Consider the following 12874-nt stretch of genomic DNA (forward strand, 5'->3'; position numbering starts at 1 on the left):
CGAAGCACGGATCCTCTGCGGCGCGGATCTTCTGACGCGCGGCCAGACGGTCGGACAGTCACACACCACACGGCGACGGGCCGCCGGGGAGACCCGGCGGCCCGTCCGTTCGGCGCACCGTCCCGCCGCCCCGCACGCGCGGGGCGGCGGGACAGCCGGTGTGCCGGGTGCCGCCGTCAGCCCTTCTTGGCGATGAAGTCGAACAGGCCGGCCGCCACACTGTCCAGGTACGGGCCGGTCTGGTACTTCGGCTCACCCTCGAACCCGACCGAGACGTTGCTGACCAGGGCCGGCTTGCCGTCCTTGGTGGCCAGCCAGCCGCCGCCGCTGGAGCCGCCCGTCATGGAGCAGCCGATGGCCAGCATCGGCGGGCGCGCGGGGTCGAGCGAGTAGCGGGAGGGCTTGCCGCCCTCGCAGTGGTCGAGTTCCATGCCGTCGAACGGCGGTGCGGCCGGGTAGCCGTAATCGGTGACGGCCAGCTGGTCGCGCGGGGCGTTGAACCAGACCGGCACGGCGCCGCCGATCGTCTCCTCCAGCGACTTGCCGCCGTCGTTCTCGGGCTTGACGCGCAGGATCGCGAAGTCGTACTGCGCCGCGGGGCCCACCGGGCCGCCGCCCTCGGCCTTCCAGACCGGGGAGGTGACGTAGTTGACCGCGTCCCACTCGCCGTACGGCGCGTACTGCGAGGCCTCCGTCGGCCGCTTGCCACCGGTCACCGCGCCGGAGCTGTTGAAGTCCGGGATGAAGACGATGTTGCTGTTGAACGTGGAGCCCTTGCCCTGGTGGGCGCAGTGGCCGGCGGTCCACACCAGGTTGCTCTTGCCGGGGTGGGCCGGGTCGGCCACCACGGTCCCGGAGCAGACGTAGTGCTGGCCCAGCTTGCCGGGCGCGAGGCTCTCGCCGCCGGGCTTGTCGAAGAAGATCTTGCCGAATACGGCCATGTTCTTCGCGTACGGGTGCGGTACGGCCTGCGCGGTGACGGTCTGGGGCGCCGGGTCGCTGCCGGTGTCGCCCGGCTGGGTGGGTGCTCCGCCCGGCGTCTGGGCGGTCGACGGCTTCGGCGCGGCGGTGGTCGGCTGCGCGGACTGCGCCGGTGCGGTGGACGGCTGGGGCGCCGACGGCTTCACCTGCCCGGCCGGCTGGGCGGACAGCATCCTGTCCAGGTTCCAGTAGCCCTTGGCGACGGCCGGGAGGGCGTAGTCCTTGGCCCACTTCTCCCAGTCGTCGAAGTTCCACTTCTTCAGATCCGCGAGATTGGCCGGCAGCCCCAGGTCCGGCGCGTTGGTCGCGGCCCCCGTGGCCGTCGTGTCGCCGGAGCTGTTGTCGGGCCCGCAGGCCGAGGTGGCCAGCAGGGTGAGTGCCAGTACGGATGCGCCGAGGGTGGCCCGCGTGGCGCGCATGGTGATACGAGTCGATGACATGAACGTCGGAAAATCCCCCTGTGAGCGGCCCGGCGTGGAAACCGCCGACGCCGGGTGTGCGGGCAGGAGTATGTCACCGATCGTCAGAACACCTGTTCCCGGGCGGGTTCGGGCGGGCGGGCCCGTCCCCGGCGCGACCCGGTCGAGCACCCCCGGTCACCCCGCGGCGCAGTCCCGGAGGGGGCGCGGGGGCCGGGACCTCAGGGCCAGACCAGGCAGTACAGCTGGTGGCCGGCCTCGTGCAGCCGGTTCGCGAAGTCCTGCCACTCGTGCAGCATGCTGTAGATCACGAAGGCGTCGCGCGGGCCCCGGCGGTCGGGGACGGTGGACCAGATGAAGGCGGCGGCGCCGAGTTCGGTCTCGTCGGCCTTGCGCAGCGGTTCGACGACGTTCTGCGGAAGCTGGACGACCGCGTAGTCGGGGTGCAGGACGACCAGCTCCAGCGGTGGGACCTGGTGCAGCGGCACGCCCTGGATGCCGGTGAGGACCATCGCGCTCATGGTCTCCGGCTTGATCTTGGTGGAGAGGTGGCCGTTGGGGGAGCCGCTGGTCTCCATCAGGTCGCCGAGCCGCCCGAGCGAGCCGAGCTCGCCCGCGTCGAGGCCGAGCCCGCCGGGTCCGAGCGCGGTCGGGACTCTGGCGGCGGTGGCTCGGTCGGGTGCGCCGAAGTACTTGTAGGTCACCCCCACGCGTCCCTCACCCCGCCTCTCTCCGCCGCGACCTCCACGACCCGTACCCGCTCCCGTACCCCCGCGTGCGGCCTCGGCGGGCCGGCGGGAGCCACCCGCGGCCTCGTCGTAGCCGTCCTGCGCCTCGGACACTCGGACCATCCTCACCGGAATTCGCCGGAATCGACAGACCCCCGCACGTCCGGCGTCCCACCGGACGTGCTCCTTACCCGTCATGCGCCGCCGTACCCAGTCGGGGCACGCGGCAGTCCTCTTCACACCCCTGCACACGCGGGGAGTCTGCACACCCCGCGTGGAAAGCCTGAGTACATAGTCTGACTGGTCCGTCCAGCGGGAGCAGCCAGGGGCCCCGTTGTACGGATAACCGTACAGACTTCGTCCCCCGGATCATCGTTCCAGATGATGAGGTCCGACATGCAGAGGTGAAGGACACGATTTGAGACCATGTCTCCCGTGAGCTACCCCTACGAAGCACCCCAGTCCCAGTCGCTCTTCGACCGCGCCTCGGTCGTCACGCCCGGCGGCGTCAACTCCCCGGTGCGCGCCTTCCGCGCCGTGGGCGGCACGCCGCGCTTCATGGTGTCCGGCACGGGCCCCTACCTCACCGACGCCGACGGCCGCGAGTACGTCGACCTGGTGTGCTCGTGGGGACCGATGATCCTCGGCCACGCGCACCCCGCGGTCATCGACGCCGTCCAGCAGGCGGTCTCCCGCGGCACCTCCTTCGGTACGCCCGGCCAGGGCGAGGTCGAGCTGGCCGAGGAGATCGTCGCCCGGGTGGCCCCGGTCGAGCAGGTCCGCCTGGTCTCCTCCGGCACCGAGGCGACCATGTCGGCCATCCGACTGGCCCGCGGCTTCACCGGCCGGGCGAAGATCGTGAAGTTCGCCGGCTGCTACCACGGACACGTGGACGCGCTGCTGGCCGCCGCCGGTTCCGGCGTGGCGACCTTCGGCCTGCCGGACACCCCGGGCGTCACCGGCGCCCAGGCCGGCGACACCATCGTGCTGCCGTACAACGACCTGGCCGCCGTCGAGCAGGCCTTCAAGGCGCACCCCGGCGAGATCGCCTGTGTGATCACCGAGGCCTCGCCCGGCAACATGGGCGTCGTCCCGCCGCTGCCCGGCTTCAACGGCGGCCTGGCCCGGCTCTGCAAGGAGAACGGCGCGCTGTTCATCTCCGACGAGGTGATGACGGGCTTCCGCGTCTCCAAGGCCGGCTGGTACGGCCTGGAGGCGGCCGGCGAGGGCTGGGCCCCGGACCTGCTCACCTTCGGCAAGGTCATGGGCGGCGGCTTCCCGGCGGCGGCCTTCGGCGGCCGCGCCGACGTGATGGGCCACCTGGCCCCGGCCGGCCCGGTCTACCAGGCCGGCACCCTCTCCGGGAACCCGATCGCCACCGCGGCCGGCCTGGCCCAGCTGCGCGGCTGCACCGACGAGGTGTACGCGACGGTGGACAGGGTCTCCGCCGAGGTCTCCACGCTGGTCGCGGACGCGCTGGCCAAGGAGGGCGTGGCCCACCGGCTGCAGACCGCCGGGAACATGTTCTCGGTGTTCTTCACCGAGGCCGCCGTCACCAACTACGACGAGGCGAAGACCCAGGAGGCGTTCCGCTTCAACGCCTTCTTCCATGCCATGCTCGCCCAGGGTGTCTACCTGCCGCCGTCCGCCTTCGAGTCCTGGTTCGTCTCGGCGTCCCACGACGAGCGGGCGATCGAGCGGATCGCCGCCGCCCTGCCGGCCGCCGCCCGTGCGGCCGCCGAGGCCACGGCCTAGATTTCACCGAGCCCCAGGAGTACTGAGAAGTGAGCGCCAAGGACATCACCGTCGTCCACCTGATGCGGCACGGTGAGGTGCACAACCCGGAGGGCATCCTGTACGGCCGGCTGCCCGGCTACCGGCTCTCCGAGCTGGGCCGGCAGATGGCCGACCGGGTGGCCGAGGACCTGGCCGGCCGGGACATCACCCACGTGGTGGCGTCCCCGCTGGAGCGGGCGCAGGAGACCGCCGAGCCGATCTCCAAGTCGCACGGCCTGGACCTCGCGACGGACGACCGGCTGATCGAGGCGGACAACATCTTCCAGGGCAAGACCTTCGGGGTCGGCGACGGTTCGCTGAGGAACCCGGGCTACTGGAAGTACCTGACCAACCCGTTCAAGCCCTCCTGGGGCGAGCCGTACATCGAGCAGGCGGTGCGGATGATGGGCGCGCTCGCCGCGGCCCGGGACGCCGCTCGCGGGCACGAGGCGGTCTGCGTCAGCCACCAGCTGCCGATCTGGATCGTCCGTTCCTTCGTGGAGCGCCGCCGGCTCTGGCACGACCCGCGCAACCGGCAGTGCTCGCTTGCCTCGCTGACCAGCTTCACGTTCGAGGGCGACAAGATCGTCTCGGTCGGCTACCGCGAGCCGGCCCGTGACCTGCTGCCCGCGCACCTGGTCGGCAAGGGCGGCAAGAGCAAGCCGGTGGGCAAGAGCTTCGGCGCCTGACGCGGTGCCCCGCAGGCCCCGTCGACGGGCCGCGCGCAGGCCTGGCCGCCCGATGTAAGACCCGTCTAAATATGGGCTGCGTCACCTCCGACGCGCCCGGGTGGTCTGGTCCGGCCGCAGGTCAGAGGGGGTCCGACACGGAATGTCGGACCCCCCCGAACCTGGTCGGAAGAGCATGCGAAACTTTTCACATGTCTGGCACGACGCGCCCCCGTCCTCGTCTCGCCGCAGCGGCCGCAGTCACGGCCGCCGCTGCCGCGCTCGCCCTCAGCGGCTGCTCCTCGTCCGGCTCGTCGGGCAGTGGTGACGGCCAGATCGGTTTCGTCACGGCCAAGGGCACCAACCTCTCCACGGCCGCCGCCGGACACCGCCAGGACGCGCCCGACATCTCCGGCGGCACCCTGGAGGGGACGCCGGTCAAGCTCTCCGACTACCGCGGCAAGGTCGTCGTCCTCAACGTCTGGGGCTCCTGGTGCGGGCCGTGCCGGGCCGAGGCGGACGACCTCCAGCGGACCTGGGAGAAGTACAAGGACCAGGGCGTCCAGTTCCTCGGCATCAACACCAGGGACGCGGAGATCAAGAACGCCGTCCGCTTCGAGGAGGAGAAGGGCGTCACCTACCCGAGCCTGTACGACCCGGCCGGCACCCAGCTGCTGAAGTTCCCCAAGGGCAGCCTCAACCTGCAGACCCTCCCGACCACCCTGGTGGTCGACCGTGACGGCAAGCTCGCGGCCCGCGCCGTCGGCGGCCAGACCGACGACGCCCTGGAGTCGATCCTCCAGCCGGTGCTGGCGGAGCAGAAGCAGTGAGCGCGGTCCTGCAGCTGGCGGACAACATCGGGACCATCCAGAGCGGCGCGCTGCTGGTGGCGGCGCCGATCGCGCTGGCAGCGGGCCTGGTGTCGTTCTTCTCGCCCTGCGTGCTGCCGCTCGTTCCCGGCTACCTCTCCTACGTGACCGGCTTCTCGGCCGCCGACCTCGCCGACGCGCGCGGGGCCCGGCGCGGCCGGATGCTGGCGGGGGCGGCCCTGTTCATCCTGGGCTTCACCGCCGTCTTCGTCTCCGGCGGGGCGCTGTTCGGCCAGTTCGGCGACACGCTGAAGGAGCACCAGGCGGTCATCAGCAGGGTGCTCGGGGTGGTGACGATCGTCATGGGGCTGGCCTTCATGGGATTCGTGCCCGGCCTGAGCATGCGCGAGGTGCGGTCCCACCGCCGCCCGGTGATCGGGCTGCTGGGCGCGCCGATGCTCGGTGTGGTCTTCGGCGTGGGCTGGACGCCGTGCATGGGGCCGACGCTGGGCGCAGTCACCAACCTGGCGCTCAACCAGGCCGATGCCCAGCGCGGCGCCCTGCTGATGTTCTTCTACTGCATGGGCCTCGGCGTACCGTTCATCGTGGCCGCGGTGGCGTTCCGCCGGGCGCTGGGTGCTTTCGGCTGGGTCAAGCGGCACTACCCGCTCGTCATGCGGATCGGCGGCGGCATGCTCGTCGTGGTCGGTCTGCTGCTGGTCACCGGGGTCTGGGACTCGATGGTGAATGACCTGCAGTACCAGTTCGCCGACTTTCAGATCGGAATCTGACCCGTGAGCAAGACCACGACCGACAGCGGGCTGCCCCCGGCGACGGAGGCCGCGACCGAGGACGCGGCCGAGCGGCTGACCACCGCGCCGGTCGAGTCGGACGGGCCCACCGGCATGGGGGTGCTCGGCTGGCTGCGCTGGATGTGGCGTCAGCTGACCTCGATGCGGGTCGCGCTGATCCTGCTCTTCCTGCTGTCGCTGGCCGCGATCCCGGGCTCGCTGATCCCGCAGAACGGCCAGAACCAGTTCAAGGTCCAGACCTGGAAGACGCAGCACACCACGGTCGCGCCGGTCTACGAGAAGCTCCAGCTGTTCGACGTCTACAGCTCGGTCTGGTTCTCGGCGATCTACATCCTGCTGTTCGTCTCGCTGGCCGGCTGCATCGTCCCGCGCACCTGGCAGTTCGTCGGCGTGCTGCGGGCCGCGCCGCCGGCCGCGCCGCGCAACCTGACCCGGATGCCGGTCTACGCGGCCTGGCGCACCGACGCGGACGCCGAGGCGGTGAACGCCGCGGCGCACGCGCTGCTGCGCAGGCGCCGGTTCCGCGCGGACCTGGCGGGCGGTTCGGTGGCCGCCGAGAAGGGCTACCTGCGCGAGGTCGGCAACCTGGTCTTCCACCTGTCGCTGTTCGCGCTGCTCGGCGGCTTCGCCTGGGCGAGCCTGGCCAGCGGCACCGGCGGCAAGCTGATGGTGGGCGGCGAGGGCTACTCCAACACCATCACGCAGCTGGACGACTTCACCGGCTCGCGGTTCTACGGCACCGAGGACCTCGACCCCTTCTACCTGAAGCTGGACAGCTTCAAGTCGAGCTTCCAGACCAAGGGCGACCAGATCGGCGCCGCCCGCGAGTTCACCGCGAACGTCGAGTACTACGCGGGCAGCGACGCCTCCAAGCTGGCCAAGGGCACGATCGAGGTCAACCACCCGCTGGAGATCGGCGGCAGCAAGGTCTACCTGATCGGCCACGGCTACGCCCCGGTGATCACCGTGAAGAACGCCGCCGGCCAGGTGGTCTACACCGGGGCGACGCCGTTCCTGCCGCAGGACCCCAACCTGACCTCCACCGGCGTCATCAAGGTCTCCGACTACGGCGAGAAGGACGGCAAGAAGACCCAGATGGGCTTCTCCGGCTTCTTCCTGCCGACCGCCCCGGTGGCCTTCGACGCGAACACCGGCCCGCGCTCGCTCTTCCCCGGCGACGCCGACCCGGCGCTGGTGCTGAACGCCTTCGCGGGCGACCTCGGCACCGACTCCGGCCTGCCGCAGAACGTCTACCAGCTCAACACCAAGAACCTGACCCAGCTCCAGCAGGACGGCAAGATCGCCAAGGTCCGGCTGAAGCCCGGCCAGGCGTGGGAGCTGCCGGACGGCTACGGCTCCGTCACCTTCGAGGGCTACAAGCAGTGGGCCAGCTTCAACATCTCGCACCGCCCGGGCAACGAGATCGCCCTGGCCGGCGGCGTGCTGGCGATCCTCGGCCTGATCGGCTCGCTGTTCGTGCAGCGGCGCCGGATCTGGGTCCGCGCGGTGGCGCTGCCCGGCGGCGGCACCCTGGTCGAGCTGGCCGGGCTGGCCCGCAGCGAGTCGGCGAAGATCGCCGAGGAGCTGGCCGAGCTGGCGGTGGACCTCCAGGACGACGCCCCGGCGGTCGACGATCCGGATGAACAAGCAGACGAGCCCGGGGCCGACGAGGCCGACGAGGCCTCGGCACCCGCAGACCCCGCAGTCCCTGCCGACCAGAACTCCAAGGAGTAGACGGTGCACCTCGCCTCGGCGGTCGACCCCCAACTGGCCGACCTCTCCAACAAGCTGATCTATTCGGCCATGGCCGTCTACACGATCGCCATGCTCGCCCACATGTTCGAATGGACCTTCGGCAGCAAGGGCGCCGTCGCCGTCCGTTCGACCGCACAGGCGGGCAGCCTGGCCGAGACGGTCGCGGCCGCCGCCGAGCCCAAGGCCACGAAGAAGGTCACCATCACGGTCGCCTCGGCGGGCGGCGGCACCACCACGCTCACCCGCACCGCCCTGGCGGGCGAGGGTGCGACGGTGGTCACCAGCGGGCGCGGAGAGGACGAGGTGGACGGCCCGGGTGCGGCCGGCACCAGCGAGCGGGCCGACCTGGCCGGCCGGATCGCGGTCTCGCTCACCGTCCTGGGCGCCCTGCTGCACGCGGGCGGCGTGCTCACCCGCGGCCTCTCGGTCTCCCGCTGGCCGTGGGGCAACATGTACGAGTTCTCCTGCGCCTTCGCGCTGGCCATGACGGTCGCCTACCTCGGCCTGCTGGCCTCGAAGAAGCCCGTCCGCTGGCTCGGCCTGCCGGTCACCCTGGCCGTCGTGCTCACCCTCGGCATCGCCACCCAGGTGCTGTACACCGAGTCCGAGCAGCTCGTCCCGGCGCTGCACTCGTACTGGCTGGCGATCCACGTCTCCACCGCGATCATCTGCGGCGGCGCCTTCTACGCGGCGTTCATCGCGACGTTGCTGTACCTGGGCAAGGACTCCTTCGACCGGCGGATGGAGGCGGGCCTGACCACCGGCCCGCTCGGCACCGCGGCGTCCATCTGGCAGCGCCTGCCCGCCGCGTCCACGCTCGACAAGCTGTCGTACCGGATCAACGCGCTGGTCTTCCCGCTCTGGACGTTCACCATCATCGCGGGCGCGATCTGGGCCGAGGCCGCCTGGGGCAAGTACTGGGAGTGGGACCCGAAGGAGACCTGGTCCTTCATCACCTGGGTCGCCTACGCCTGCTACCTGCACGCCCGGGCCACCGCCGGCTGGAAGGGACGCAAGGCCGCCTACCTGGCCCTGGCCGCGTTCGCCTGCTGGCTGTTCAACTACTACGGGGTGAATATCTTCGTCACCGGAAAGCACTCCTACGCGGGGATCTGACCGGAGGAAAGCACCCACCGGCCCGGCGCTCCGCAGATCGGAAGCCGGGCCGAGGTGTGACAGGGGTAAGTCGTGCCGGCCAACCCGAGCCGGCACGGGGAGGAACGAGGAGGAAATCGCGCGATGGAGTGCGACGAGGTCATGCTGACCGTCCGAATCACCGCCGCCGAGCGCACGCTGCTCCGCAGGCTCGCCCAGGGACACCGCAGCGACGTGTCCGAGGTCGTGGCCGACGGCCTGCTGGACATCATCCCCACGCTCAGCACGCAGGCGGACGCCTACCGGCTGCTGGGCGCCCTCACGGCCCCCGCGCCGTGCGCCCTGACGGTCTGGCTGCCGACCCCGCTGGCCGACCTGCTGGTCCCGGGCGCCGCCCGGATCGCCCAGGTGACCCAGGTCCGGATCGGTTCGGCCAGCGCCATGCTGGGCGCCGCGCTGCGGCTCTGGCTGGCCCAGGACCCCGGCCGGCTGGCCGCCAACCTCAGCGTGATGCACGCCGGCCGCCCGGCCGCGCTGGTCGCGGCCTGAGCCCGGCGGACCGCGGCGCGGCCGACGGCGGGTCAGCTGGCGAGCGGAAGGCCCGGAGCGCGGTCCGGCCCCGCCGGGCGGCCGTCGAGGGCCTCCCGGCGGGTCGCGCCGCCGTCGACCGGCGCGGTGACCAGCCGGCACTCGGCGGCGGTCCGGCCGTCCTGGACCAGCTGAACCCGCACCGGCACCCGCTCGGGGCTGTTTCCGAGGCCGGTGCCGGGTTCGCGGACCGCCTGCACCAGGCAGGGCCGGTCCAGCTCGATGAAGCGGCTGAACGAGGAGACCAACTCGACCGGCACCACCCGCTCGGGGTGCCGCAGCCGCTGCGCGGCCTGCCGGGCGGCCTCCAGTACGAGCATCCCGGGCACGTGGTCCGGGGCGCGGTCGAACAGCACGGGGTGGCGGGCGTCGGCCCGCAGCAGCCAGCTGCCCGGCACCGGCGACGGTCCGAGGACGACGTCGGCGGCCCGCTCGCGGCCGACCAGCTCGGGCGCGGTGGGGGCGTCGGGGAGCCAGGGCCCGGCGGGCCGGTTCCCGGCCCCGCGCAGCCGGGCGTAGGCGACGGGGGAGAAGACCCGCAGCTGCCCGGAGGCATGGCCGACCGGCCGGCCGTCCCGCCGGATCTCGGCGTGCACCCGCAGCGAGGCCAGCCGGCCGTGCCGCATCCGGACGTCGTGGCAGCCGACCTCCAGCATCAGCGAGGCGGGCGCGGCGGTGACGGCGAGCGCTTCCAGGCCGGCCGGGCCGAGCGTGTAACAGAGCTCGTCCAGCGTGAACTCGTGGCCGTCCGGCACGCCGAAGCCGACGTGGCCGATCAGCAGCCCGGCCTGCCGGACGGTCTCGGCCAGCAGGACCGGGTCGTGGTGCCGGTCGCCGGGCAGCCGGTAGAAGCCGTGCAGCCGGGGCCACTGCGCGCCGAGCAGGAAGTCGTAGGGGCCGGTCGCCTGCCAGCCGGTGATGAGCACCTCGGAGACGGCGGAGCGGTGGACCAGATGCCGGGAGACGGTCCGCTCGTGGAAGTCGTAGCCGGGACCGGGGTGGGGATACGGACCGTGGTCATCCGGTTCTACGATCAATGGCATGACGGGCCCCACTCCCGGGTGTCGGTCGACCTGCCGCGCGGGCGGCCTTCACAAAACATACAGACCACCCGGTTTGCGCCCTGCAAGCGGGGTCACCGCTGCCGGGTACTTGGCGTGATCACGTTACCCGGCCGCTGGGCTGCGGGAACGTCCGGCAGGGAGAGGGCAGACCTTGGGCGGGGGTCGGTCCCCGCTGGACGGCGGGGGCCACCGAGGGGCTAGATTAGATACCAACCATGCGGTTTCGGGCGGGCCGTCCGCATGCGAGGCGTCGCGCCACCGACGGCGGCGCCCTGACAGCAGCCGGGCGAGCCGGGATCTCGCCGAGGCCGAGGCCGGAGGGGCCAGTGGTCAAACAGGAACGTGCGGGGAGGACCAGGCAGGCCGTGCTGCTCGCGGCCGCGGACACGTTCGCCGAAGCCGGATTCGAGTCGGCCAGCCTGGTCGACATCAGCCGCCGCGCAGGGGTCAGCAAGGGCGCGCTCTACTTCCACTTCGTCTCCAAGCAGGCGCTGGCCGACGGCGTCCGTGCGGCGGCCGCGCGCGAGATCGGCTCGGCCGCCCTGCGGGCCCGGCGCGGCGCCGGCCCGGCCGTCCAGGGCCTGATCGACTTCTCCCACGAGCTGGCCCGGCTGCTCCGCGAGGACGTGGTGGTCCGGGCCGGCGTCCAGCTCGCCCAGGGTGCCCGGGGCGGCGCCGCAGCCGCCTGGCAGAGCCTCACCGCCGCCTTCCGCCGGCTGCTGGACCGGGCCGCCGACGCGGGCGAACTGCGCCCCGGGGTGGACGGCCGGCAGGCCGCCGAGCTGCTCACCACCCTGGCGGCGGGGCTGGTACTGCTCGCACCCGAGGACACCGGCCGGCTCCGGCCGGAGGCGTTGCACACCCTGTGGACGGCCGCCCTGCCCGCCCTGGTCCCGGCGGACCACTGCTCGTCCTACCGCACCTGAGGCCGCACCGCCTGCCGTCCTGACGCACCCGGCGTCCCGCCGCCTGCCGTCCCGCCGGACCCCGGGGCGCGCGGGTTCAGGAGCTCCCCGGCGTCCGCTCGGCCACGCTGAGCCGGGCGAGCGCGTGCGGCTGGACGAGGCCGGGCAGCAGCAGCGTCCAGAAGTCGGCCATCCGCTGGAGCAGGTCGCGGCGGCCGCTCAGCACCTGCGAGCTGAGCTGGATCCCGGTCACCGCGCCCGTGATCACCCCGGCCGCGGCCGCCACGTCCAGGCCCGGGTGCAGGTCGCCGGCCTCGCGGGCCTGCTCCAGCAGCCCGCGCGCCGCGTCCGACCAGCCCTGGTAGGCCCCGACCTGCGGCTGGGTGAAGCTGCCGTGCTCGATGGTCAGCCGGATGCTGCCGCGCACCATCGGGTCCTCCAGCAGGGCGTGTGCGAAGGCGTAACCGAGGTCGATCAGGGTCTGCACCGGGCTGTCGGAGGTCGGCTCCCAGGTCGCGAGCCAGGCGCCCTGGCCCTCGATGACGGCCAGCGCCAGCTCCTCCTTGGAGCGGAAGTGGAAGTACAGCGCGCCCTTGGTGACGCCGGCCCGCTCCAGGATCTCCGACATCGTGGCGGCGGCGTAGCCGCGTTCGTCGAACACCTCGGCCGCAGCGAGGAGTACCGCCTGGCGGGTCGCCAGCGCCCGGGCCTGCCTGGCCATCGCAGCCTCCCTGGAAAGTTCTCGTGCTCGGCAGCGGCCGATCCTATGGGGAGGTGCCGGGGCGGCGGGCCGCATACCGTCCAGTAGGTATTCTACCGAGCCGCCTGCGGCCGGACCGGCCCTGCCGGGCGGGGCCGCGGACGCCGACGGCCGGCCACCCCGAAGGGTGACCGGCCGTCGGTCGGGTGCTGCGGAGCCGTCAGGCGGCCTGCTGCCAGCTGACCGGCGAGAAGTAGGCCGGGCGGCGCTCCAGCCGGTGCCAGGTGGCGATCGGCTCGACCGGCGCGGCCGCGGCCGCGGCCTGCTGGGCGGCCGCGGCGCGGGCCATCAGCACGGCGGTCAGGGCCGCGAGCTCCTCGTCGGAGAGCGAGCCGCGGACGATGCGGAAGGAAGGTTCGGCGGAAGCGGTCATGGTGTGGTTTTCTCCCCCGGCACGTTACTGGTGAATGGTCAGCTGAACGGCGCTGCTACATCGGCGGGTTGCCGTGCTTGCGGCTGGGCAGATCGGCGTGCTTGGTGCGGAGCATGGCGAGCGAGGTGGCGAGGACCTGGC

Annotated in this window: 13 protein-coding genes; 8 read left to right on the top strand and 5 right to left on the bottom strand. The window is 72.4% G+C overall.

What is annotated here, in order from left to right; translation table 11 throughout:
- Positions 1-176: 176 nt before the first annotated feature.
- Both ACZ3YO_RS11770 and ACZ3YO_RS11775 read right to left on the bottom strand, forming a co-directional pair.
- Positions 177-1421 (bottom strand): trypsin-like serine peptidase, encoded by a 1245-nt coding sequence (locus tag ACZ3YO_RS11770; protein WP_465568021.1) that lies wholly within the window; start codon positions 1419-1421, stop codon positions 177-179.
- A 200-nt stretch (positions 1422-1621) separates the two neighbouring features.
- A complete protein-coding gene (locus ACZ3YO_RS11775; RefSeq protein WP_380322880.1) occupies positions 1622-2251 on the bottom strand; it encodes a hypothetical protein in 630 nt (209 codons plus the stop codon).
- Between the two features lie 303 nt (positions 2252-2554).
- Between ACZ3YO_RS11775 and hemL the strand changes: the two genes are divergently transcribed.
- The 7 genes from hemL to ACZ3YO_RS11810 all read left to right on the top strand — a co-directional run bounded on the left by hemL (position 2555) and on the right by ACZ3YO_RS11810 (position 9592).
- Entirely contained in the window at positions 2555-3883 is a 1329-nt protein-coding gene (gene hemL, locus ACZ3YO_RS11780; protein ID WP_465555249.1) for a glutamate-1-semialdehyde 2,1-aminomutase, read from the top strand.
- 62 nt (positions 3884-3945) lie between these two features.
- Entirely contained in the window at positions 3946-4593 is a 648-nt protein-coding gene (locus ACZ3YO_RS11785; RefSeq protein ID WP_465568071.1) for a histidine phosphatase family protein, read from the top strand.
- A gap of 191 nt (positions 4594-4784) precedes the next feature.
- Positions 4785-5402 carry a TlpA family protein disulfide reductase gene (locus ACZ3YO_RS11790; RefSeq protein WP_465555247.1) on the top strand — a complete coding sequence of 206 codons (618 nt, stop codon included), beginning with the start codon at positions 4785-4787 and terminating at the stop codon, positions 5400-5402.
- Entirely contained in the window at positions 5399-6172 is a 774-nt protein-coding gene (locus ACZ3YO_RS11795) for a cytochrome c biogenesis CcdA family protein (protein ID WP_465555245.1), read from the top strand. The genes ACZ3YO_RS11790 and ACZ3YO_RS11795 overlap by 4 nt, the downstream gene beginning before the upstream one ends.
- A 3-nt stretch (positions 6173-6175) precedes the next feature.
- Entirely contained in the window at positions 6176-7927 is a 1752-nt protein-coding gene (gene resB, locus ACZ3YO_RS11800) for a cytochrome c biogenesis protein ResB (RefSeq protein WP_465568026.1), read from the top strand.
- Positions 7928-7930: 3 nt separating this feature from the next.
- Positions 7931-9064: a c-type cytochrome biogenesis protein CcsB gene (gene ccsB / locus ACZ3YO_RS11805; RefSeq protein WP_465568029.1), complete on the top strand. Its 1134-nt coding sequence runs from the start codon at positions 7931-7933 to the stop codon at positions 9062-9064.
- Positions 9065-9187: 123 nt separating this feature from the next.
- Positions 9188-9592, top strand: coding sequence for a hypothetical protein (locus tag ACZ3YO_RS11810; protein WP_396321827.1), 405 nt, complete (start codon positions 9188-9190; stop codon positions 9590-9592).
- 32 nt (positions 9593-9624) lie between these two features.
- Here ACZ3YO_RS11810 and ACZ3YO_RS11815 read toward each other — a convergent pair whose 3' ends face one another.
- Entirely contained in the window at positions 9625-10674 is a 1050-nt protein-coding gene (locus tag ACZ3YO_RS11815; RefSeq protein WP_465568032.1) for a ScbA/BarX family gamma-butyrolactone biosynthesis protein, read from the bottom strand.
- A gap of 347 nt (positions 10675-11021) precedes the next feature.
- On the opposite strand from ACZ3YO_RS11815, the gene ACZ3YO_RS11820 reads away from it, so the two are divergent.
- Positions 11022-11621, top strand: a complete 600-nt coding sequence (locus tag ACZ3YO_RS11820) for a ScbR family autoregulator-binding transcription factor (protein WP_465568035.1) — start codon at positions 11022-11024, stop codon at positions 11619-11621.
- Between the two features lie 76 nt (positions 11622-11697).
- Here ACZ3YO_RS11820 and ACZ3YO_RS11825 read toward each other — a convergent pair whose 3' ends face one another.
- On the bottom strand, positions 11698-12321 hold the full coding sequence (locus ACZ3YO_RS11825; protein WP_465568038.1) for a ScbR family autoregulator-binding transcription factor: 624 nt from the start codon (positions 12319-12321) through the stop codon (positions 11698-11700).
- Positions 12322-12520: 199 nt separating this feature from the next.
- Positions 12521-12733 carry an acyl-CoA carboxylase subunit epsilon gene (locus ACZ3YO_RS11830; RefSeq protein WP_396321823.1) on the bottom strand — a complete coding sequence of 71 codons (213 nt, stop codon included), beginning with the start codon at positions 12731-12733 and terminating at the stop codon, positions 12521-12523.
- Positions 12734-12874: the final 141 nt, after the last annotated feature.

The sequence above is a fragment of the Kitasatospora sp. NPDC022785 genome (assembly GCF_055561295.1).